Here is a 22,483-nt window from a genome sequence, read left to right as displayed (position 1 = left end):
ATAGCAAGGCAGCGGGCGAGTAAGCTGGACAAGGTCCCGGAGTCGCACGCAGATTCTGGGCTTTCGTGCTGTCTTCAGCGCGCACAACAACGTATTTTTGCGGTTTCTGCCGTCAAGCACCAAGGAGAAAACCACCCATGAGTCTTGCAGGGTTGCGAACAGCGCTTTTAGAAGATCCACTGTTCGCCCGGGTGCGCAGCTACGCCGCCGCCAAACCGGCCACCCGCAGCACCGACGTGGCCTTTAGTGCACCGGCAGGCATGCGTGCGGTGCTCCTGGCTGAGATCGCCGATGGTTTGTCCGCCAGCCTCGCCACTTCCGCTGACCGACCGGGCGTTGTCCTCGCCGTCACCGCCACGGGCCGCGAGGCCGAAGACACTGTGGCCGCTCTGCGCTCCTACCTGCCCGACGCGGCGGTGGCAGAGTTCCCCAGTTGGGAGACACTCCCACACGAACGCCTCTCACCGCGCTCGGACACCGTGGGCCGTCGCCTCTCCGTGCTGCGCAGACTGGCTCATCCCGAGCACGACGCCGGAGATCACCTTCGTGTGATCGTGGCACCTATCCGCGCGGTGGTCCAGCCACTGGTGGCTGGCTTGGGCGAGTTGGTGCCAGTGCGGGTGAAAGTCGGAGAGGAAATCCCCTTCGCCCAACTCATCAAGTCGCTCTCCGACGCGGCATATGCGCGCGTGGATATGGTCACCCACCGTGGTGAATTCGCCGTGCGCGGTGGCATCATCGATGTCTTCCCGCCCACCGATAACCACCCGATCCGTGTAGAATTCTTCGGCGACGAGGTTGATTCCATGCGGTGGTTCAGCATCGCCGATCAGCGCACACTCACATCCGTCAAGGGCTCGGTCAGCCACCCGGACGAACTCTACGCACCCCCCTGCAGGGAAATCCTCATTACCCCAACGGTGATGGGCCGGGCCGCAAAGCTCAAGGACGCCATGCCTGGCGCGGCGGCAATGTTGGAAAAGATTGCCGGCGGCATTGCTGTGGAGGGTATGGAATCCCTGGCGCCAGCCCTCGTTGACGGCATGGTGCCGCTGGCCTCCTTGTTGCCTGCCGCATCCATCGCCGTGGTGCTGGATCCCGAAAAAGTCAGCGCCAGGGCGCACGATCTTGAATCCACCAACGAAGAGTTTTTGGAAGCCGCCTGGTCCACAGCGTCCGACGGCGGCAACGCCCCGCTCGATCTGTCTCAGGCCAGCGGTGGAGCCGCCGGGGTGGATCTGGCCTCGGCTGGGTTTAAGTCATTGGCGCAAACTCGCGAGACTGCCCTGGAACTGGGCGTTGCCTGGTGGTCGCTGAGTTCCTTGGCTCAAGATGAAGAGCTGGAACTTTCCACTGATGTGCTGAACCTGCAAGCCCGGGAACCCCGGGGTTACCGTGGCGATGTGGCAGAAATGCTCGAATTCATCGGTTCGCGCGTCAAAGATCAGTGGCGGATCGTTGTAGCCACCCAAGGTCCCGGCCCGGCCCAACGCCTCGCTGAGCTATTCCACGAAGCCAACATCCCGACGTCGCGCGTTGACGCACTGGACCAGGAACCACAGCCGGGCATCATCGAGGTGACCACGGCGGATACCGGGCGAGGCTTCGTGCTGGATTCGTTGAAGCTGGGTTTGCTGACGGAAGCAGATCTACTGGGCCGGGCCTCCGCCGTCTCCACCCGAGACATGCGCAAGATGCCCTCCAAGCGCCGCAATGCCGTGGACCCCCTGCAACTTGAAGCCGGGGACTTTGTGGTCCACGAGCAGCACGGTGTGGGCAAATTTGTGGAGCTTATCCAGCGCAAGGTAGCCGGTGCCGGAGTGGGCGGGGCTGCTGGCCTGCGCGAATACCTGGTGCTCGAATATGCGCCGTCCAAGCGTGGTGCGCCGGGCGACAGACTTTTTGTGCCCACCGATCAGCTGGATCAAGTGACGGCGTATGTTGGCGGCGATGCTCCGGCATTGTCCAAGATGGGTGGCTCCGACTGGGCGGCCACCAAATCCAAGGCTCGCAAGGCCGTCAAGGAAATTGCTGGAGAACTGATCCGGCTGTATTCGGCGCGCATGGCCTCGCGGGGGCACGCCTTCGGGCCGGACACTCCCTGGCAGGCCGAGCTGGAAGAAGCCTTCCCGTACGTCGAGACCCCTGATCAGCTGGTGGCGATCAACGAGGTCAAGGCTGACATGGAGAAGGAAGTCCCCATGGACCGGCTCATCTCCGGAGACGTGGGCTACGGCAAGACCGAAATCGCTGTTCGCGCGGCGTTCAAGGCGGTGCAGGACGGGAAGCAAGTTGCCGTTTTGGTGCCCACCACGCTGCTGGCGCAACAGCACTATGAGACATTCAATGAGCGTTTTTCCGGGTTCCCGATTCGGGTGGCGCCGCTTTCGCGCTTCCAAACGGCGAAGGAGTCCAAAGAGATCATGGAGGGCGTGCGCACTGGATCGGTGGACGTTGTCATCGGCACGCACCGCCTGCTCTCCAAGGACTTCGCCTTCAAGGACCTTGGCTTGGTCATTGTCGATGAGGAGCAGCGTTTTGGTGTGGAGCACAAGGAGGCTCTGAAGAAGATGCGCACCAACGTGGATGTCCTCGCAATGAGCGCCACACCCATTCCGCGAACCTTGGAAATGTCCATGACCGGCATCCGAGAAACCTCCACGCTGGCCACCCCTCCCGAAGAACGTCACCCCGTGCTGACGTACGTCGGTGCACATAGTGATAAGCAGGTGGGTGCTGCCATTCGCCGCGAGCTCATGCGCGAGGGCCAGGTGTTTTATGTGCACAACCGGGTTAAATCAATTGAGCGCACCGCCGCCCACATCCAACAGCTGGTGCCCGACGCCCGTGTGGCCGTGGCACACGGGCAGATGTCCGAGTCCCGGCTGGAGCAGATCATCGTGGACTTCTGGGAGAAGCGCTTCGATGTGCTGGTGTGCACGACCATCATTGAGACCGGCCTAGACATCTCCAACGCCAACACGCTGATTGTGGAGCAGGCCAACAACTATGGGCTGTCCCAGCTCCACCAGTTGCGTGGGCGTGTGGGACGTGGACGTGAGCGGGCCTACGCATACTTCCTCTACCCGGCAGATAAGCCGCTGGGTGAAGTTGCGCTGGAACGACTCAAGGCCGTAGCCGCACACAACGAGCTCGGCGCCGGAATGGCGTTGGCCATGAAGGACCTTGAAATCCGTGGCGCCGGTAACTTGCTGGGTGGGGAACAGTCAGGCCACATCCAAGGTGTTGGCTTTGACCTCTACATCCGTCTGGTGGGCGAGGCTGTGGCCGACTTCCGCGGCGACGGTGAAGAGCGGGCCGCCGAGATGAAGATTGAACTGCCCGTCAACGCCCACCTGCCGCACGACTACGTGCCGGGGGAGCGGCTGCGCCTTGAGGCCTACCGGAAGCTGGCCGCTGCTGTCACTGTTGAAGCCATTGCCGAGGTAGAGGCTGAACTTATTGACCGGTACGGAGAGCTGCCGCCGGCGGCCGTGAACCTGCTGGCTGTGGCCAACTTCAAGGTACTGGCCCGGGCGGCAGGGCTGACGGACGTTGCTCTGCAAGGCAACTTCATCAAGTTTGCTCCTGCTGAACTGCCAGAATCCAAGGAGATGCGTCTGAACCGCATGTACCCGGGGTCCATGGCAAAGCCTGCGCTGAACGCGATTCTGATTCCGAAGCCGAAGACTGCACGGATTGGCGGACGCGATCTGGCCGATGCTGAAGTGCTCAAATGGGCTGCCGGGGTCTTGGAGGCGATCTTCGAGACGACGCCGGAAACGGTGGCAGCGAAGTAACGTGCTGCCAGCTTTTCTTATGCTCCTGATTGAAAGTGAGCCCGGCGCATCTTGTTCACGCGCGCCAAACCCAGCATGAGTCCGGCGCATAAAAACGGCTAGGCGGCTTCGAGCCGAAGCTCGCGGAGGGAATCGAGCGCGGCATCGCCTATCTGGTGCAGTTGAACCAATGCTGCGTGAGCTGTTGCAGGGTCCCCGGCCTGGGCTACCGCCAGGATCTGTGCTCCTGAGGCTTCCAATTGTGCGGCGCCCACCATCGCGGCGGAGACTTGGATACTTCCGGCAGCGTCACGTGCCTGCTCATGGTTTCCGGCGGCGACAGCTTCTTCGAGCCGGGCCATCCGGCGCGGCCACATCATGGCGAAGGCATTGGCGAAGTTGGTGGCCAATTGTGTGCTGCCCAGATCGGTGGCCAGCTGCGCCAGCGCAGCACGGTCAAGGACGGGCAGGCTGCGAACATCGAAGATGCTGGCAAGGGCGGGCATATTTCTGCCATCCATGTTTCTGGCTGTCTTGGCCCACGCATTGCGACCGGTCAGCAAACGGGCCATGGCACGGGGATAGTACAAATACGTGGCGTAAAGATAAATCAGGGCACCGATCCCCAAGAAGATGCCGCCAAATCCTCGGCCTTCCTCTCGTGTCTTGCCGCGGTAGAGGACTCCCCAGCTGGCATAGGGGATAAACAAAAATACCGCAGCCACAGCAATCTGGACCATTACATCGGCACCGGTGGCGAGACCAAAACGCCCGTCAATGACGGCAAAGTACGTAAGGACTGGTACCAGCACCAAGTTGACCATCATAATCAGCGGCTGAGCCATGAAGTAGTGGATTTCTAGCGCACCCGAAAATTTCAGGGCCTTGGCGCGCCGTAGTTCCGGCAACAAGGATGCACACTCCATATTGCCCTGGGCCCAACGGGTCCGCTGGGTCAGTAAGCGCTGTGTGAACGGGAGCGCCTCCTGAGAAACATGACCCTCCGGCACGTAATGGTTACGCCACCCCAAACCCAGAATGCGCAAACCCAATTCATAGTCCTCAGCGAGCTTATTGCCCCACGGTTTGCCATATTTCTCGGCCACCTGATCCAGTACCGACATGCGGGTGAACTGTCCGTTGCCGCCCATGCCCACAGTGCCGGTGCGTACGCGCAGCGCTTGCATGGCCGAGTTGGTGGCACGGAACTCCAGATCCTGCATCCGAATCAAGTACCGCGCCACCACATTCGCGAACATCCCGCGTTCCGGCAGTGGACGGCGGTCATCGCGGTTCTTCATCCAGACTTCCAGTTGGGCCGCTCCCACCGCAGGATCACCAAAAGACTCGGGACCGGCGAGGAACTTCAGCGCGTCGTCGGAGAGATAGCCGTCGGCGTCGAGGATTCCGATGACTGTCTGAGCTCGGCGTGTGGGCTCATTTCCCACAAAGTCAGAGACCACCGAAAAGGCGTAGTTCAAAGCCTCACCCTTTCCAATTCTGGCCTCTGGGCGAACCCTGGAAATCAGATGCACCTTGTCATCAAACGCCATTGCCCGGGTAACCACGGCGGCTGTGCCGTCCTCGCTGGCGTCGTCAATGACCCAAACGTGGGCAAAGGGAAAGCTGGTGCGGGCCGATGAAATAGTCGCCGCCACAACGTTTTCCTCATCCCTGCACGGGATAAGAAAATGCCACTCGAGCGCTTCCGGGTCGCCCGTGCTGTTGGGGCGTCTGCGCCAATAACCGTAGTAGAGCATGGAGATATACGTGAGCGCACACGAGGCCGTCAAGGTTACCGCCAGCAGTGCAGTATCCCGCCAAGAGTTCTCGCCAAAGTTACCGAACAATCCGGAACTGCAGAAAACCACAAAGGCTGCCGCGCCGTACAGCACCGCCAGAATCACCATGATCACTGAATCGGCGAGACCTCGGACAGGGGGTGAAGCTTGTGTCACAGGGCAGTCCTAGGGATCGTCAGAGGGTGAAGGTATTTATCACTATACTGGGCAAATGCTGGACTTCATGGGGAAAAACGCACTGGTCATTGAAGACGACGACGACATTAGAGGCCTGCTGGAAATAGTGTTGGGGCAAATGGGATTCACCGTGACTGCGGTGGATACCGGCACTGCAGGACTCAGCAGCGCACAAGCCCTCAGCCCGGACCTGGTGACCTTGGATATTGGACTGCCAGATGTCGATGGTGTGAGCGTGCTGAGGGAACTTCGCACCTTCCACGAAGGCACTGTGGTCATGCTGAGCGCTCGCGGCCAGCAGGGCGACATCGATGCGGCCATGGCAGCTGGAGCAAGCGGCTATCTGCTGAAGCCGTTCCGACCGGCATCGCTGAAACAAGAACTCGTGGCCATCCTTGCCAGCTGATCTGTCCGCCGATCACACGGCCACCATGGAGCCCAATGGCTGGCGTCGGACGGTGGAGAGAGAATTCTTTGGCTTGCCGCGGGTCCATAGAGCCCTGCTGAGTCAGGCACCTCTGGCAATCACGACGCTGGTCGTTGTTATCTTCTTGGTGCTGATTGATCCGGCTTTGATAACCAATGTACTGTTTGTTCTGGGCTTGGGCGGGGTATTTCTGCTGGTGGGGGCGGCGGCCCTGCTGCGCTGGAAGATTCTGCCTGACTGGTTCATCTGGGTGATCCCGTTGGCAGATTTCATAGCCATTGGGGCCATGGTGCACGGCGCCAACCAATCGTTGAGTGGGCTTTCGCTGCTATCGGTCTTTCCGGTCTTGTGGTTGGCGTGGTCGGATATGCCGCCAAAATTCACCCGGATCATAGCCTTTGTGGGTCCTTTGACCATTGCGTGGGCGCCTTTCCTGTTCGGCGGTGTTGAACCCAGCCGTGCCGGCCTGATCAAACCGTTGCTGATTCCTATCATCATGTTGGGCTTGGCTACTGCCGCCACCGTCGTCACCAAGAGTCTGCAAGTGCAAGCCGAACGCTTGAGTGCAGCAACCGGCGAGGCTCAGCTAAGGGCTAGCCAGCTGGATAGCATCATCAACGTGGCCGAGGTTGGCGTGGTTGTTGTCGACGGAGGAGGCCACGACCTGCTCATGAACAAATACCAACAGGCCATCCATTCCCTGGCACTGCCTGCCGCGGCGGCCGATCCGTCGGAGGCTGAGCTGCTGGTTTTTGGTCCCGACCGGTTAACACGTGTCCCGTCTGAGGAGAGGCCCGTCCGACGCGCGGTCAACGGTGAGGAATACTCGGGGGAACTTTACTGGATTGGGTCGGGAAGCGGACAGCGGGCCATGTCTACTTCGGCCCGCCAGATTGTGGATGAGTACGGGGCCCGCCAAGGGGCAGTTGTGGTGTTCCATGACGTAAGCGAGGTGATGGAGGCGGTGGCTGCGCAGGAGGACTTTGTGGCCAGTGTTTCCCACGAGTTAAGGACCCCGCTCACCTCCATTCTGGGGTACCTGGAGTTGGTGCTCGATGATCTTGATGATGACGTTGTCGCCAGCTATCTCAAGATAGTCTCGCGGAATGCTGAACGGCTACTGAGACTGGTCAACGACCTATTGGGATCGGCGCGCGACGCTATGACGGTCACTCCTCAGGTGGGTGATTTAAAGGCCATTCTGGTCTCGGCGGTAGACGCGGCTCGACCCCGCGCCGAACAGCGGAGCGTGAGAATTCACCTCGATGTGGAATCGGACATGCTGGGCAGCTTTGATCGCGTCCGAATGGGGCAAGCGATAGATAATTTGATCTCCAACGCAGTGAAATTCGCCTCCAGTCCCGGCGTTGTCGAAGTCGTCGGAAAGGCCACAACCACCGGGTTGAGCGTGTCAGTGCGTGACGATGGGCTCGGTATCAGCCCTGAGGAACAGGTGAAGCTGTTTACCCGCTTTTACCGTAGTGAGTCCGCTCGCCAGGCTGCAGTTCCAGGCGTGGGGTTGGGGCTAGCCATCACGAAGACCATTGCGGACGCTCACGGCGGGGTCTTGACAGTGGCGAGCACTGTGGGCGAAGGCAGCACGTTTACGCTGAGCATTCCACACTGAGGTTTCCCGGTTGAGGATTAGGATGACCAACTCTCTGCGCTGGCGGACGCGGTGACAGTCGTGAGAGGTGAGGCTTCCCGGCGTCGTGCTTGTTAAACAACTGAACCGCAGCACGGCCTTGCGCCAGTTGCTGCGGTTCAGTGAGCGTACGCTTAGGCGTTCTGCGCCCTCGGCGCCCCCATTCCTGGGTTGATCTGATGTGGACCACTCGCCGACGGGCGGACGTCGAAGTCGAACATTGCCGTGGGCAGGTACACCGTTGAACAGGAGTTCGGGATGTCAACGACGCCGGAGAGCCGGCCCTCAATGGGAGCTGCACCGAGGAGCAGATAGGCCTGCTCCGGAGCGTAGCCAAACTTCGTCAGGTAGTCGATGGCGTGAAGACATGCCCGCTGATACGACAGATGCGAATCCAGGTAGCGCTGCTCACCGTCCAAAGTGACTGACGTGCCGGAGAAAGCGATCCATTCGCTGAACTGTGGCTCGACTCGCCCTGGCATGAAGATGGCATTCTCGGAGACACCGTACGTGTCCATACCGCCGCGAATGATGTCCACACGCAAATCGATGAAACCACCCATCTCGATGGCGCCGCAGAATGTGATTTCGCCGTCACCCTGGGAGAAGTGCAAGTCGCCCAGGGACAGGTTCGCGCCGTCAACAAATACAGGATAGAAGATCCGGGTCCCCTTGGACAGGTTCTTGATGTCCTGATTTCCACCGTTTTCACGCGGTGGTGCTGTACGAGCGGCCTCGGAGCCAACCCTGCCCCATTCGCTGGCCGGCACACCGCCCAATACGGCGTGCTCTGCCTCCGGCGGGAGAGCCAGCGGCGGGACACGGAGCGGATCGGTGGCGATGAGGTCACCCTCGCGTTTGTTCCATTTGGCCAAAAGTGCTGCCGACGGGGCGGTACCCATGAGTCCAGGGTGGATGAGGCCCTCGAAGGAGACCTCCGGTACGTGCCGCGACGTTGCGACTTGACCGGTGAAATCCCAAATTGCCTTGTACGCATCCGGGAACTGGTCGGTGAGGAATCCGCCACCATTGTTTCTGGAGAAAATGCCGGTGTAACCCCAGCCCTGCCCAGCCAAAGGCCCGCTGTCCTCCTGCGGGATGGGGCCGACATCCAGGATGTCAACGATCAGCAGATCCCCCGGCCTGGCACCCTCGACGGCGAATGGCCCCGAGAGCTTGTGCACCGTCAACAGGGGCGCATCAAGAATGTCCTGGGCGGAGTCGTCATTCTTGATGGCGCCATCAAACCACTCACGACAATCCACGCGGAACACGTCGCCAGGCTTGACCGTGGCTACCGGCGGTATCTCAGGGTGCCAACGGTTATGGCCTTGCTTTTCCTGATCCTCGAACTTCTTGGTCGAATCGAGCGGAAATATCACTTCAGGCATGGTACTTCTCCTTCTTATCGATGCAGTACGTAGTGGGAATCTGCGTCCTTTCAGGGGCGCGGAAGTTTTTGGTGCAAGGGGTTGTGCGAGTAGCGCGTTGCCCGCTTTGTTGCAGGGGAAAGCCCGGTCACCACCTCGGGGCTGTGTGCACTTCGTTTGGTTGAGTCAATAAGCTTGAATTCAGCCGAGTTGGCGATCGACAGCCTAGGTGAGCTCATCCGACGTCGAGCCTGTTGGGAACATTTGGGGCACGCCGTGGATTCGGGGGCTGCTGCCATGGTGAACGCGGCTTCAAAAACAGTTCCTTCTGGACATTGGAAGTCGTACAACGGCATGAACTATCCTCTCTGACAGGACCGGACGCTAGGCGTTTTGAGTTACTGTGCTGGTTTCATTTGGTTTGTGGCTGGTGCGACGAGAAAGTGCGTAGGATGCAACGAGGGCAAAGACTCCGACCACCGCCAAGGTGATGGCCTCGCGTGGACCGGTGGTGTAATTTCCGCTCAGCAGCAGGAGCGCCGGGATGGTGCCGGTGATGTGGGCGACGATGATGGTGAACCAGCCTGTGAAATCGTTCAGCGAGTCTTTTCCCAGCCCCAGGAGCAGGAAGAAGAGCGTCCATAGTATGGCCCAAATGAACCAAATGACGCCGAAGACGGGGTCATTAATCGCAGTGAATTGCAGGACCCCGAAGACCACCGCAACGACGGCCACAAAAAGAGAAAACCAGCCCAATCCTTCGCCTGGAAGGTTGAAAATCTGGTTAATGCCTACATATAGATATGTGAAGCCAAATAAATACAGGCCCGAAGCGCCGAAGATGGCTGCTGGGTCACCGTTTGCTTGGGACAAGATGATCGTGGGAAACACGATCTGCATAACGCCCACGAATAAATTAAAGACAGCGGCGGACTTGCCAGGGATTTTTCCCAAGAGCATGAGCCCATTTATGAACAGAACTGCACCGACATAGAGTAAACCAACATTACCCACCGGGATGTCCTTCCGACGCTGTTGCGGCATGACGAATAGGGAGGAGAGGCAGTGAAATGACTCCGATTACGGGGCCTTGACGCATACACTATCGCCGATTTTGTGCAACTACAAGAGCTGATTCAGCAAACTGAAGTACAAATATGACGTGGCGTGCATTGAGTGCAGCGTACGTGTGCTAAGAGCGAATGTTGGCTTTCGCTGCAGCGGATCTTAAACAAGTGACCCGCAGCAAGTGGCTTTCGCCAATTACTGCGGGTCAGATGTTTGCTACTTGGTCTCGACGAGCTCTGGTCTCGACAGGCTCGACCGCCGGGGTCTCGGTGCTACTCGCCTGCGGAGTCTGAACGGCCCATGATGGTCACGGGCACGAAGATGGCCAGTGAGCACAGGCCGATGCCAAGGCCGGCCGGCACAAACGCGTGTGCGAAGCTCTCAAGGCTCCAGTACGAGAAAGCAAAGATTCCGCCAAGGAACAAGGCAAAGAAAATGACGAACAAGACGACGGACTGCACAGTGCTGTTCTCGCCGCGGTAAGCGTTGTTGGACACGGTTTCTCCTTCCCCCTAAGAGGGGAGCTGAGTGGATGCACCGAAGAGCCGGCGCGTTGATCTACCCACGATCTTAGTACGGATTAATAGGAAGAGGCGCCCGCGCCGCCGGTGACGATGGCAATACCTGAGCTGGTGCCGATCCGGGTGGCTCCGGCCTGGATCATTTCCAGAGCTTTTTCTCGGGTTCGGACCCCGCCAGAGGCCTTCACCCCGATATCCGGGCCCACGGTTTCGCGCATCAACGCAACGTCCTGGGCCGTGGCACCGCCGCCGTTGAAGCCTGTGGAGGTCTTGACGAAATCGGCACCGGCTTCGACAGCGGCCTGGCAGGCGAGAATCTTCTCGCCATCGCTGAGCAGTGAGGTTTCAATGATGACCTTCAGCAGCGAATCAGCTTCATGGACTACCTCGGCCACAGCAGAAATATCGCTGACGAGGGCGTCCCGATCCAGTGCGCGGGCGGAGGCGATGTTGATGACCATATCGATCTCATCGGCGCCGTCCATGGTGGCACCGCGGGCCTCGAATACCTTGACATCGGTGTTGTGTGTGCCGAGGGGGAAGCCCACTACGGTACAGGTCAGTACGCCCGTGCCGAGCAGTGCCTTTTTCGCGGCTTCGACCCAGACCGGGTTGACGCACACGGACTTGAAATGATGTTCGGCGGCTTCTTTGCACAACCGCAGGATGTCATCGCGGCTGGCCTCGGGCGCTAAGAGGGTGTGGTCAATGTAACGGGCGAGTTCATCGCCGGCTTGGCCTGCCGCGAAGGGGCTGGTGGATGTCATGGTGCGTACCTTCCGACGTGTTGATGTGTATCACCATGGTGCCACAGGAACTGGTCAGCGCAATCGGTAGCCGCGCTTGAGGACGGTTTCCACAATGCTGGGATCAGGCAGTCCCGCACGCAGCCGGCTAATGGTCATATGCAGGGAGTGTTCGGCATCACCGAGACCCAGCGTGCTGCTGAGTTCCGCCTGCGATTTGATGGCCCGGTCACCGGTCATCAACGCCTTCAATAACTGCAGAGGTGCCGGTGGCAGCGACACCGGAATGCCATCGACGCGCAGCGACTGACCGCGCACCTCCAACACCGTGCCGCAACTCTCGGCGCGCAGCACCCCTGTCTGTTCCAGATGCTCGCACACCAACCGGATCAGGGCGCCCATCCGAAACCGTTCCGGGACAAGTGGCGTGATTCCGGCAGCCAGCAGAGGTGCTGCCGTAACCGGACCCACTACGGCACTGATCACCGCGCCCAAGCCTGCGCCCAAGCCACCAACTTCGGTACCGTCACCTCGAAGTGCATTGCGGAATGCGGAGCCGCGGCCCAGCGCATCGGCGGTGCTCAGTACCGCGTCGACGGCCGGGGCGCTGGTAAACGTCAGGACATCGATCTCCTTGTTGATCACGGATTCAATGAGCTGCGGCAACTTGTCTCCGTCCTCAGCATTGATCCAGCGGTACGGGGTGACAGTCAGCACCGTGGCCCCTGCCTTGCGCAGCCGGGAGAGCGCCGCGACATCTGTGTAGCCGTGGACCTGGACTGCCACGGTTTTGCCGTTGACCCCGGTGGAAATGACCAGATCGGTCAACGTGGCTGTGGTTTCATCGGCGCTAATGCCATCGTCATCGAGTCCGGCGGCCCGGACCGCGCCGCGGGCTTTAGGACCACGGACATAAATGGCGGAGGTAGCCAGGGTGGCCAACAGTTGTTCACCCTGCCCGGCAGCATCGGCCGCCTCAGCCCAGCGACGCATCCCGTACGCCGTAGTGACCATGACAATGTCCGGGGCTGCGGCAATCACCGCAGCTGTTTCGGCGAGCAGGGCGGCATCGTCCTGGACCGGGGCAATCTTCAGCGCAGGAGCGTGCTGTACCTGGGCGCCGCGGCGTTCCAGCGCGTCTATCAAGTCTGCGGCCCTGCGGTGCGCGGTGACCCCAATCCGGAAACCTCGCAGTGGTTGCTCCAGCTGCACGGAAGGGGGCTGTGGTGTCTCGCTCATGGAATCCTTCAAGCTGTTTGCAAAGTAGCATCCACGGTCGGGATGGCCAGGCCAGTCAGGTCAGCTAGGTTCACCACATCCCCAATCACGATGACAGCGGGGTTGCGGCAGCTAGCCGACGCCTGAACAATGCTACCGAGTGTTGCGATGGTGGTTCGCTGGGTCAGCGCAAATCCGTTCTCCACGATAGCCACGGGCGTTTCCGCAGCCAGTCCCGCCAGCCGCAGCCCGGCCACCAATGACGGGAGTGTGCCGATGCCCATAAGTACTACAACGGTGCCGCCCAGCCCGGCCAGATGCGCATACTCGTGAGTCTCCAACGGCGCATGACCGGAGACCACTGTGAACAGATGACTGACATTACGGTGTGTGACGGGAATGCCGGCCGCACCCGGGACGGAGATGGCGCTGGTGATGCCGGGGATCACTGTCACGGCAATACCAGCCGCCACAGCCGCGGCCATTTCTTCGCCGCCGCGGCCAAATACAAATGGATCGCCGCCTTTGAGCCGGACCACGTGCAGACCGCTGCGGGCGCCGTCGATCATGCGGGTGTTGATCGCCTCCTGCGGCACCTTGTGATGACCTGGGGATTTGCCGACGTCCACGAAGGTGGCCCGCGGTGCCAACTGTGCCAAATCCTCGGTGGGGCCGAGTCGGTCAAAGTAGACCACATCGGCTGCGGCCAGCGCTTTGGCGGCGCGCAGAGTGAGCAGATCGGCAGGACCCGGACCGCCGCCGACGAGGGTGATGCGACCCTTGCGAGCGGTGCGTGATGTGGGTGCGGTGCGTGACGTGGGTGGTGTGCGGGATGTCTGCTGTGTGTGCGGCATCTGAGTCACCTTTAGTTCTGGTTCGCAGTGGCACTGCGAACGGGGATGTGGGTGGCGATCACGACTGAGCCGGCTGCTGCCTTTTCCGATGCTGTGGCGGGGCGGATCTGGCCGCGTTCGGGTACAAACACAATGGATTCATCCGGGGTGTGTGGGGCGTTGACAAAGGAACGGAAGCGGCGCAAACGTTCGGGGTTGGCCAAGGTGGCGGCCCATTCGTCCTCGTAGTTATCCACGTGTGCGCCCATGGCGGCTTCGAGATCGGCGGCGATGCCCAGCGAATCGTTGACCACCACCTCCACGACGTGAGCGATCCCGCCGTCGAGCTCTTCTTGCCAGCGGGCCGTGCGCTGGAGCCGGTCAGCGGTGCGGATGTAGTACATCAGGTAACGGTCAATGTAGGCGATGAGGGTGGCGTCGTCGAGGTCTTTGGCGAGCAGCTGGGCGTGGGCCGGGGTGGCGCCGCCGTTGCCGCCCACGTACAGGTTCCAGCCGTCCGCCGTGGCGATGATGCCCACGTCCTTGCCGCGGGCCTCGGCGCATTCGCGGGCACAGCCGGAGACCCCGAATTTGATCTTGTGCGGGCTCCGTAATCCGCGGTAACGCAGCTCCAGATTGATCGCCATGGCGACGGAATCCTGCACACCGAAGCGGCACCAGGTGGAGCCCACGCACGATTTCACTGTGCGCAGTGACTTCCCGTAGGCCTGCCCGGATTCCATACCGGCATCAACCAGGATCTTCCAAATCTCCGGCAACTGCTCCAGCCGTGCCCCGAACAGATCGATCCGCTGCCCGCCGGTGATCTTCGTATAGAGGCCGAAATCCAGGGCCACCTTGGCAATGACAGCCAACTTCTCCGGTGTGATTTCACCGCCCGGGATGCGCGGCACCACCGAGTAAGTGCCGTCCTTTTGCATATTGGCCAGCGCCCGGTCATTGGTGTCCTGCAAGGTGCCGCGGCCCTCATCGAGCACATAGGCGCTGTTTTGGCTGGCCAGGATATTGGCAATGGTGGGCTTGCAAATATCGCAACCGCGCCCGGTTTTTGCCGTCTCGTCCACGCCGAAGCGGGCCAGAATATCGGGGAAACTGTTCAATTCCAGGGCCTTCACGGCTTCGAAGATTTCCCGGCGGGACATGTCGAAGTGCTCACACAAGGCCTTGGATACGGTGATTCCGGACTTCTTGAGTTCTCCCTCCATGAGCTTTTTCAGCAGCGGGACGCAGGAACCACACTGGGTGCCGGCACGTGTGCACGCCTTCAAACCGGGCAGATCCTGGACCGGCGCATTGCCGTCGCAGCTGCCGTAACCGTTGACGGCGTCGCGAATTTCTCCGGCGGAGACATTGTTGCAGGAGCACAGGATGGCGTCGTCGGGAAGTTCGACGGCGGGAGCGTCACCGCCGCCTGCTGCAGAAAGGAATGCGCCGGGTTCGGCCGGCAATTCCCGGCCCAGTAGCGGGCGCAGAGAAGTGTAGGGGGCGGCATCGCCCACGAAGATGCCGCCGAGGAGAGTCTTGGCGTCGGCGCTGGTCACGATTTTTTGGTAGACACCACGGGCCGGATCGGCGTAGACCACCTCGAGGCTGTTCTCTGTGCGGGCAAAGGCGTCACCAAAGCTGGCGACGTCCACGCCGGAGAGCTTGAGCTTGGTGGCCGTGTCGAAGCCGGGGAACGTGGCGCTGCCACCGTGTAGGCGGTCCGCCACAATCTCGGCCATGGTGTTGGCGGGGGCCACCAAACCCAAACACATGCCGCCAAAGTTGGCCACCTCACCAATGGCCCAGACTCCAGGGACCGTGGTGGCGCAGCCTTCATCGATCACAATGCCGCCGCGCGGGCCCAGTTCGAAACCGTGGCCGGCATTGCCGTCGCTGTCCTTGGCGAGTTCGTCGCGAGGCCGCACGCCAATGGCAACCACCACCAGATCGGCCGGTACCACCGCCCCGTCGGCCATGAGTACGCCGGTGACCTGGCCGGCGTCGTCCGTTTCAATGGCGGAGGGGTACACGCCGGCGGTGGCCGACATGCCCTTGGCCGCCACTAAACGGCCCAAAGCCTGCCCGGCGCCCTCGTCGAGCTGGGTGTCCATGAGCCAACGGCCGCCGTTAATGACCACCGAGGCGGCGCCGAGCTTGATCATCCCGGCAGCGGCTTCGAGCCCCAACAAGCCACCGCCAATGACTGCGGTGTTGACGGTGCGGCCCAACTTTTGGCCTAGGGCGGCGAGCTGCTGGTTCAGGGTCCAGACATCATCCAGGGTGCGGTAGACGTGGCTGTGCTCGGCGCCGGGAATTCTCAGCCGCGCTGCGTCAGAGCCTGTGGCCAGCACCAGCTCGTCATAGGGATACAGGGTCAGCTCGCCGTTGGCCAGGGTGTGGACGGTGCGCAGGACGGGGTCGATCCGGGTCACCTTTTCACCCGTGACAAGTGTGATGGCCGGGTGCTCCCACAGGGTCGGATCGCCCAAGGACAAATCGGTGTTCACCTCTGTGAGGGCCTGGCTCAGCGCCACCCTGTCATAGGGGAGGTGTGCTTCCTCGGTGAGGACGGTGATGCGCCAATCGTTGTGACCCCGGGCATGCATTGCCTCCACAAAACGATGAGCGGCCGGTCCGCCACCCACCACAACAATGCTGCGGAACTCGCTGGCCGGGGCGTCTTCGGTGCTGGCAGCTCTGGGGCTGGCGTTCGCCGTGGTGTTCAGTTCGTTTGATTTCGTCATGACTGTGGCCTTTCACTGGGAGCCCGGTGCTGGCGGCCTCGTGTTTGCGGCCTCTGTTGCGGCCCTCTTGATGGGCCAGATGCCGGCGTCAACGTGTGATTCCATGCTAGGAAAGTGCCATTACTGACTCGTTTCGCCTGTGTAACGAGGAGTTAACATATGCCTCACGGGGACGTGGGCTGCGGCGGTGAGCGAGGTTTAACATTGCCGTCACAGGGGCCGCGGACAGGGGAAACATGGGCTCTTTAGTGTTGCTGATAGTTGCCCGAATCGATCAAAGGAACACTCATGGAACAGCTCATGGAAATGCCACGCACCGCCTTGTTGTCAAGAACAGTCTCGACACGCACCACACCGGTTCACTCCTTTCCGGCGGGCCCGGCGTCGCGCTGGTTTCCTGTATGCAAACTGGGCGATCTTGAAGATTCGTGGGGCGAGGCAGCCCTGATCAACGGCCAGCAGGTGGCGTTGTTCCGCGTAGGGGAGCATGAGGTTTTTGCCGTCTCACAGGCGGACCCCGCCACGCATTCCCATGTCATGGCCCGCGGCGTGGTGGGCTCCCGCGGCGACAGCTACACGATTGCTTCGCCGCTGCATAAAGAGGTCTACTCGCTGGCCACCGGGGAGTGCTTTGGCAGGCCTGAGCTGTCGCTGGACACTTTCCCGGTTCGCGTGGTGGCCGGGGCCATTGAGGTTGAGCTTTAGAGGTTTTCCAAACCGAGGGCAGCCTTGACATCAAGGACCACGGCGGCCAACGCACGTTGCGTTTCTTCTTGGGCTGCGGCAAGTTGTTCGGCTCCGCTCACCGGGACAATCACTTCCAAGTAGCACTTGAGTTTAGGTTCTGTGCCGCTGGGACGGATGATGACCCGGGTGCCGCTATCGGTCCAGTAGGCCATGCCTTCCGTGGGTGGCAGCTCGTCGGTGCCTATCGACAGATCGGCGAGCTCGGCCACGGGGGAGCCGTCAAAATGGGCGGGGGGCTGCTCGCGCAGCCGGGCCATCATGTTGTGAATGTCGCTGACGTCTTCGACCCGAATACTGATTTGGTTGCTGGCGTGCAGGCCGTGGGTCAAGGCCAGATCATCCAGAACATCAAAAAGCGTCCGGCCAACGGCCTTGAGAGAGGCGGCCATTTCCGCCAGCAACAAGCCAGCCGAAATCCCGTCCTTGTCACGCACCACCTCTGGTGCAACACAGTAGCCCAGTGCTTCTTCGTAGCCATAGCTCAGCGACGGAACCCGCGAAATCCACTTGAAGCCGGTCAGGGTTTGGACATGTCCGTATCCGGCAGCGGTGGCGATCTTGCTCAGCAACCGTGAAGAAACAATCGAGTTGGCGAAGACGGGGGTGCCTGGTTGCGCTGTTCCGGTGTTCTCCGTTCCGCTTCCCGCTGTTCTGGCGCGGCCACCTCTTGCCGCCAAATGCGCTCCGAGCAAGGCTCCCACCTGGTCCCCGTGGAGTTGATGCCACACTCCGGTCGCTGGATTGAGCACACCAACGGCCACCCTGTCAGCATCAGGATCATTGGCCAACACCAGATCAGCCTCGACCTTTTCGGCTAATGCGAATGCCAAGTCCATGGCGCCTGCTTCTTCCGGATTAGGGAAAGAAACGGTAGGGAAGTCCGGATCCGGGGTGGCTTGTTCAGCTACGGCGTGGACATCGGCGAAGCCTGCGCTGTGCAGCACGGCCAAGGCCGTTTCATGGCCCACGCCGTGCAGGGAGGTGTGCACAATGCGTAGCTCTCGCGCGGGGAAAGCCGTAGCGTCAACGAGCCCGGCGACAGACTCCTTGTATTCCTCAATCAGGGCATCGCCGAGGACGTGCCAACCATCGGCAGCCATCTCAATACCAGAGGTATCGCCCAGTTCAGCGGTGTTGGCGACCGCGTCAATATGACCGGCGATCAGGGAATCATGAGGAGCCACGATCTGAACTCCACGGGCCTCCGGTGCTACAGCCCGGCCACCCAGGTACACCTTGTAGCCGTTATCTTGGCGCGGGTTGTGGCTGGCGGTCACCATGATCCCGGCTTCGCACTCCAAGGCACGCACAGCGTAAGCGAGCACGGGCGTTGGCAGCGGCGCTGGCATCAGGAAAGTCTCAAGGCCCGCCGCGGTGAAGATGGCCGCGGTCTCCTGCGCAAAAGCCTGAGAGTTGTAGCGGGCATCAAATCCCACCACTGCTCTGGGGCGGTAGGGGAGGGGAGGCACGGAGGAGGGATCGGCGTCGTGCGCGTCCTTGTGCTCTAGCTGCTCCTGCTGGGCCAGGGCCAGCAGATGGGCGGCGACCCCGGCGGCGGCGCGGCGCACCACCACCTTGTTCATCCGGTTCGGGCCGGGCCCCATGGCGGCACGGAGCCCGGCGGTGCCGAACTGGAGATTGCCGGCAAAGCTGTCGAGCAGCTCGGCCAACTCGGGGGGATCGGTCGCGGCGGCGGCGATCAGCTCCTGCAGCTGGGCAGCCGTTGCCGGGTCCGGATCGTGGGCAGCCCACTGTCCGGCGGCAGCTTGCAAGGCCTCAACCTCGAGCGCGGCGTTGGACTCGGAGCGATTTTCGTTTAGATGTCTCACGAGACCAATGTAACCGCACCGGGCACGAACTCCTACAACTTGGCGATGATGCCCGCCAAGAGCGCCGAAATACGCGGACCTGCGGCGGCACCGGCCTCGATGACTTCGGTGTGGCTCAGCGGGGTGGCGCTGATGCCCGCTGCGAGGTTGGTCACCAGCGAAATGCCGAACACCTCCATGCCGGCGGCGCGGGCGGCAATAGCCTCCAACGCCGTGGACATGCCCACCAGATCCGCTCCGATGCGCTTGGCGTACTGCACCTCGGCGGGGGTCTCATAGTGCGGGCCGGTGAACTGTGCGTAGACGCCTTCATCGAGGGTGGGGTCCACCTCGCGGGCCACGGCACGCAGCCTGGCCGAGTACAGATCCGTCAGATCCACGAACGTCGCACCCTCCAACGGGGACGTTGCCGTCAAGTTAATGTGGTCGCTGATCAACACGGGGGTGCCGGGGCTCCAAGCTTCGTTGAGTCCGCCACAGCCGTTGGTCAGCACCATGGTGGTGGCGCCGGCGGCCGCAGCCGTGCGCACACCATGCACCACAGCACGCACACCCTTGCCTTCGTAGAAGTGGGTGCGGGCGCCGAGCACCAGCACGTTCTTGCCGCCCGGGGTGCGAATGGAGGTGAGTGTGGCCACATGGCCCACTACGGCCGGGGCGGAAAAGCCGGGGACCTCGGCAGCGTCCAGAACCGCTGTCACCTCGCCAATAAGCCCAGCGGCTTCACCCCATCCGGAGCCTAGAACCACGGCAATATCATGCACCGGCACGCCTGAGTGCTCGGCAATATAGGCTGCTGCCTCGCGGGCAAGCTCGGCGGGATCGGTCTGGGCTGGCATCTGCGCGGCAGTGTTTTCTGGCGTCTGTTGAGTAGTCACGGAACCAACATACCGGCACCGGCGGCCCAAACACAGGGCGCGTGGAATTGTCGCATGGCGCGGGCTAGGGAACAATGAATGATTGTGACTAGTCATCAGGATGTATTTGCGCCCTTTGCCCTTCCCAGCCTTGCGATCCTTGGCGGTGGGCCGGGCGGTTATGAAGCCGCCATGGTGGCCGCATCAATGGGAGCCGAGGTGACCATTGTGGAACGTTCCGGAGTGGGTGGTTCTGCCGTTTTGACGGATGTGGTCCCCTCCAAGACCCTCATTGCTGTAGCTGAAGCCATGAACCGCAGCATCGACTCCACTGAGTTGGGGGTGAGCTTCAATCTGGCCGAGGGCAACCCGAAGAAGGCCATCAAGGCTGATCTGAAGCAGATCAACGAACGTGTGATGCGTCTGGCCAAGGAGCAGTCCACCGACATCCGCCGGAGCCTTGAAGCCGTGGGCGTGAAGATTGTCATTGGCACCGGCCGCCTGCTGGATAACCGAACCATTGAAGTTGACCGCGGCGAAACCCGCGAAGTCATCAAGGCCGACGCCATTCTGGTCTCCGTGGGCGCCCACCCACGCGAGCTCGCCACCGCTCAGCCCGATGGCGAACGCATTTTCAACTGGACCCAGATCTACGATTTGGATGAGCTGCCTGAAGAGCTGATCGTGGTTGGTTCCGGTGTCACCGGTGCCGAATTCGCCTCTGCGTTTAACGGCCTAGGCTCCAAGGTCACCCTGATTTCCAGCCGCGACCAGGTGCTGCCCGGCGAAGACTCTGACGCCGCCGCTGTGCTCGAAGACGTCTTCGCCCGCCGCGGCCTGCGCGTCTTGTCCCGCTCACGCGCCGAAGCCGTGGAGCGCACCGCCGACGGCGTAGTGGTCACCCTCGGCGACGGCTCCCAAATCACCGGCTCGCACTGCCTGGTCTGCGTTGGCTCAATCCCCAACACCACCGACATTGGCCTGGAAGCCGCCGGCGTCGAGGTCACCTCCTCCGGTCATATTAAGGTCGACGGCGTCTCCCGCACCAGTGCGCCCAACGTCTACGCCGCAGGTGACTGCACAGGTGTCTTCGCGCTGGCATCCGTGGCCGCCATGCAGGGCCGCATCGCCGTGGCCCACTTGGGCGGCGACGGCGTGCGCCCGCTCAAGCTCAACCACGTATCCTCGAACATCTTCACCTCCCCGGAAATTGCCTCCGTGGGTGTCTCCGAGGCTGACTTGGCTTCCGGCAAATACCAGGGTGACGTTCTGAAGCTGTCCTTGCAGACCAACGCCCGGGCCAAGATGCGTAACGTCAACGACGGATTCGTTAAGATCATTTCCCGCAAGGGGTCAGGAACCGTTATTGGTGGTGTAGTGGTGGGGGCCGGAGCTTGCGAGCTGATCTTCCCGATCGCACTAGCCGTAACCCAGAAACTGCACGTGGACGATGTCGCCAATACCTTCACCGTGTACCCGTCATTGTCCGGGTCCATTTCCGAAGCCGCCCGGCGCCTGCACGTGCACATGTAACTTTGTGCGGGGACGTTGACCCGTGAGCTTGCGGGGACGTTGACCCGACTCTTCTATGTCTGTCAAGCCGCGTTTTGAAGGGTTCTATTTTTGGCTGACGCGGTGAGAATGCGGAAGACGTTTCGGGCTAGGTAGCGTTTGATGCAACGGCGAATTTCTCTGTCGTTCAGGCCTTGAGCGCGGCGTTTCTCGAAGTACTCCCGAGTGCCTTCGTGGTGGGTCATGCGGGTCAGCGCAACGATGTAGAGGGCGCTGTTTAGTGCCCTGTCACCGCCGCGGTTGAGACGGTGGCGGGTGGTGTTGCCCGAGGAAGCAGGGATGGGGTTCACTCCGGCCAGAGATGCGAAGGCAGCCTCGTTACGGACCCGTCCTTCATGGGACCAAGCGATGAAGCATGTGGCAGCTGTTACCGCCCCGAAGCCTTTCTCTTCGAGCAGTGGTGCCGCGTCACTGATTTTGACCAGAGACTGCAGTTGCGTCTCGTTGTTTTTTAGCTGCTGGTCCAGGCTCAGAATGCGGCTTGCCAGTCGTACCGCTTCTGCCCGTGCAATCGATAGGGAGAGCTCTTCAGCACGCTCACGCCACCGGCTGATCTCACCAATTTGGGTGAGGGTGAGCTTGCTGCGGGCATCAACACCCAGGTCATTGCTGCGCACCAGGGCGTTCAAGGCGTTGACTGAGCGGGTACGGTCATGGGCCATGGAATTTCGGGCTGCGATCAGGATGCGAAGACCCTGCCTGGTGCCGTCGTTCAAGCGGGGACGACGCAGTTTCTCCACCTCCATCGGAAGAGCTGCCATCCCGATGCGGTGGGCATCGAGTGCATCGGATTTTCCGACCCCATGGTTCTTCTTCACATCCATGCGCGGTGCTTCAGCGACCGGGTATCCCGCAGCGGCTACGGTGCCGGCCAGGATGGCCCCGTAGGAGGCTGCACCTTCTATGACCCACAGGGTGTCGGCGTCGGCTTCGGTGCGGCGGGCGACCCAGGCGATGGAGCGTTTGATGCCGGCCGGACTGGTAGGGAAAGACTGTGTATCCAGCAACGCTCCGTTGGTGGCGTCGAGGATAGCGAAAACATGATTACGTGCGTGTCAACGCCTACGACAAATGGGTGAAAATGCGCGACGATAGTCAAGATGGTCACCGTACTTCCAGTTGTGATGGACATGGTTGGTGGC

16 protein-coding genes and 1 pseudogene are annotated in these 22,483 nt (G+C 61.3%); 5 read left to right on the top strand and 12 right to left on the bottom strand.

The window, feature by feature from the left end:
* Positions 1 to 137: 137 nt before the first annotated feature.
* The gene (gene mfd, locus AB0O97_RS12105) at positions 138 to 3,800 is read left to right on the top strand and encodes a transcription-repair coupling factor (protein ID WP_363882844.1); all 3,663 of its coding nucleotides are present in this window, start codon (positions 138 to 140) and stop codon (positions 3,798 to 3,800) included.
* 98 nt (positions 3,801 to 3,898) lie between these two features.
* Here the strand turns inward: mfd and AB0O97_RS12100 are convergent, their stop codons facing one another.
* Positions 3,899 to 5,737: a glycosyltransferase family 2 protein gene (locus tag AB0O97_RS12100; protein ID WP_363882841.1), complete on the bottom strand. Its 1,839-nt coding sequence runs from the start codon at positions 5,735 to 5,737 to the stop codon at positions 3,899 to 3,901.
* A 55-nt stretch (positions 5,738 to 5,792) separates the two neighbouring features.
* On the opposite strand from AB0O97_RS12100, the gene AB0O97_RS12095 reads away from it, so the two are divergent.
* Both AB0O97_RS12095 and AB0O97_RS12090 read left to right on the top strand, forming a co-directional pair.
* Positions 5,793 to 6,164, top strand: a complete 372-nt coding sequence (locus AB0O97_RS12095; protein WP_363882838.1) for a response regulator — start codon at positions 5,793 to 5,795, stop codon at positions 6,162 to 6,164.
* Positions 6,154 to 7,812, top strand: coding sequence for a HAMP domain-containing sensor histidine kinase (locus AB0O97_RS12090; protein ID WP_363882835.1), 1,659 nt, complete (start codon positions 6,154 to 6,156; stop codon positions 7,810 to 7,812). Before AB0O97_RS12095 ends, AB0O97_RS12090 begins: the two co-directional genes overlap by 11 nt.
* 152 nt (positions 7,813 to 7,964) lie before the next feature.
* Here AB0O97_RS12090 and fmdA read toward each other — a convergent pair whose 3' ends face one another.
* The 8 genes from fmdA to nirB form a co-directional block, all read right to left on the bottom strand.
* Positions 7,965 to 9,221, bottom strand: coding sequence for a formamidase (fmdA, locus tag AB0O97_RS12085; protein ID WP_363882833.1), 1,257 nt, complete (start codon positions 9,219 to 9,221; stop codon positions 7,965 to 7,967).
* A 50-nt stretch (positions 9,222 to 9,271) separates the two neighbouring features.
* Positions 9,272 to 9,556, bottom strand: a complete 285-nt coding sequence (locus AB0O97_RS12080) for a zinc ribbon domain-containing protein (RefSeq protein ID WP_363836774.1) — start codon at positions 9,554 to 9,556, stop codon at positions 9,272 to 9,274.
* 28 nt (positions 9,557 to 9,584) lie between these two features.
* A complete protein-coding gene (locus AB0O97_RS12075) occupies positions 9,585 to 10,244 on the bottom strand; it encodes an AmiS/UreI family transporter (RefSeq protein ID WP_363882830.1) in 660 nt (219 codons plus the stop codon).
* 296 nt (positions 10,245 to 10,540) lie between these two features.
* The gene (locus tag AB0O97_RS12070; RefSeq protein ID WP_363836771.1) at positions 10,541 to 10,765 is read right to left on the bottom strand and encodes a hypothetical protein; all 225 of its coding nucleotides are present in this window, start codon (positions 10,763 to 10,765) and stop codon (positions 10,541 to 10,543) included.
* Between the two features lie 83 nt (positions 10,766 to 10,848).
* A complete protein-coding gene (deoC, locus tag AB0O97_RS12065) occupies positions 10,849 to 11,556 on the bottom strand; it encodes a deoxyribose-phosphate aldolase (RefSeq protein WP_363836769.1) in 708 nt (235 codons plus the stop codon).
* 54 nt (positions 11,557 to 11,610) lie between these two features.
* Entirely contained in the window at positions 11,611 to 12,774 is a 1,164-nt protein-coding gene (locus AB0O97_RS12060) for a uroporphyrinogen-III synthase (RefSeq protein ID WP_363882827.1), read from the bottom strand.
* 8 nt (positions 12,775 to 12,782) lie between these two features.
* On the bottom strand, positions 12,783 to 13,607 hold the full coding sequence (cobA, locus tag AB0O97_RS12055; RefSeq protein WP_363836766.1) for a uroporphyrinogen-III C-methyltransferase: 825 nt from the start codon (positions 13,605 to 13,607) through the stop codon (positions 12,783 to 12,785).
* An 11-nt stretch (positions 13,608 to 13,618) separates the two neighbouring features.
* Complete coding sequence (nirB, locus tag AB0O97_RS12050; RefSeq protein WP_363882824.1) at positions 13,619 to 16,336, bottom strand: nitrite reductase large subunit NirB; 2,718 nt, start codon at positions 16,334 to 16,336, stop codon at positions 13,619 to 13,621.
* A 288-nt stretch (positions 16,337 to 16,624) separates the two neighbouring features.
* Between nirB and nirD the strand changes: the two genes are divergently transcribed.
* Positions 16,625 to 17,041 carry a nitrite reductase small subunit NirD gene (gene nirD / locus AB0O97_RS12045; protein WP_363882821.1) on the top strand — a complete coding sequence of 139 codons (417 nt, stop codon included), beginning with the start codon at positions 16,625 to 16,627 and terminating at the stop codon, positions 17,039 to 17,041.
* Here nirD and AB0O97_RS12040 read toward each other — a convergent pair.
* Positions 17,038 to 18,855, bottom strand: coding sequence for a phospho-sugar mutase (locus AB0O97_RS12040; protein WP_363882969.1), 1,818 nt, complete (start codon positions 18,853 to 18,855; stop codon positions 17,038 to 17,040). The two genes, nirD and AB0O97_RS12040, sit on opposite strands and share 4 nt — an antisense overlap.
* 89 nt (positions 18,856 to 18,944) lie before the next feature.
* Positions 18,945 to 19,751, bottom strand: a complete 807-nt coding sequence (locus tag AB0O97_RS12035) for a purine-nucleoside phosphorylase (RefSeq protein WP_363838117.1) — start codon at positions 19,749 to 19,751, stop codon at positions 18,945 to 18,947.
* A gap of 117 nt (positions 19,752 to 19,868) precedes the next feature.
* Between AB0O97_RS12035 and AB0O97_RS12030 the strand changes: the two genes are divergently transcribed.
* Positions 19,869 to 21,302, top strand: a complete 1,434-nt coding sequence (locus AB0O97_RS12030) for an NAD(P)H-quinone dehydrogenase (RefSeq protein ID WP_363836763.1) — start codon at positions 19,869 to 19,871, stop codon at positions 21,300 to 21,302.
* Positions 21,303 to 21,364: 62 nt separating this feature from the next.
* On the opposite strand, the pseudogene AB0O97_RS12025 reads toward AB0O97_RS12030, so the two are convergent.
* Positions 21,365 to 22,449 (bottom strand): annotated as a pseudogene (locus AB0O97_RS12025) (IS110 family transposase).
* Positions 22,450 to 22,483 lie beyond the last annotated feature (34 nt).

Origin of the sequence: Specibacter sp. NPDC078692, from assembly GCF_040686835.1 — a bacterium.
Taxonomy (GTDB): Bacteria; Actinomycetota; Actinomycetes; order Actinomycetales; family Micrococcaceae; genus Specibacter.
Note: the sequence above shows the minus strand (reverse complement) of the source record. Positions and strands in the feature narration are given on the sequence as shown.

Excerpts from the sequence above, each read along its gene's own strand:
- AB0O97_RS12075 (WP_363882830.1), bottom strand. The coding sequence starts at position 10,244 with ATGCCGCAACAGCGTCGGAAGGACATCCCGGTGGGTAATGTTGGTTTA.
- AB0O97_RS12030 (WP_363836763.1), top strand. The coding sequence starts at position 19,869 with ATGATTGTGACTAGTCATCAGGATGTATTTGCGCCCTTTGCCCTTCCC.
- cobA (WP_363836766.1), bottom strand. The coding sequence starts at position 13,607 with ATGCCGCACACACAGCAGACATCCCGCACACCACCCACGTCACGCACC.
- AB0O97_RS12035 (WP_363838117.1), bottom strand. The coding sequence starts at position 19,751 with ATGCCAGCCCAGACCGATCCCGCCGAGCTTGCCCGCGAGGCAGCAGCC.
- fmdA (WP_363882833.1), bottom strand. The coding sequence starts at position 9,221 with ATGCCTGAAGTGATATTTCCGCTCGATTCGACCAAGAAGTTCGAGGAT.
- AB0O97_RS12080 (WP_363836774.1), bottom strand. The coding sequence starts at position 9,556 with ATGCCGTTGTACGACTTCCAATGTCCAGAAGGAACTGTTTTTGAAGCC.
- mfd (WP_363882844.1), top strand. The coding sequence starts at position 138 with ATGAGTCTTGCAGGGTTGCGAACAGCGCTTTTAGAAGATCCACTGTTC.
- nirB (WP_363882824.1), bottom strand. The coding sequence starts at position 16,336 with ATGACGAAATCAAACGAACTGAACACCACGGCGAACGCCAGCCCCAGA.
- AB0O97_RS12095 (WP_363882838.1), top strand. The coding sequence starts at position 5,793 with ATGCTGGACTTCATGGGGAAAAACGCACTGGTCATTGAAGACGACGAC.
- AB0O97_RS12060 (WP_363882827.1), bottom strand. The coding sequence starts at position 12,774 with ATGAGCGAGACACCACAGCCCCCTTCCGTGCAGCTGGAGCAACCACTG.
- deoC (WP_363836769.1), bottom strand. The coding sequence starts at position 11,556 with ATGACATCCACCAGCCCCTTCGCGGCAGGCCAAGCCGGCGATGAACTC.
- nirD (WP_363882821.1), top strand. The coding sequence starts at position 16,625 with ATGGAACAGCTCATGGAAATGCCACGCACCGCCTTGTTGTCAAGAACA.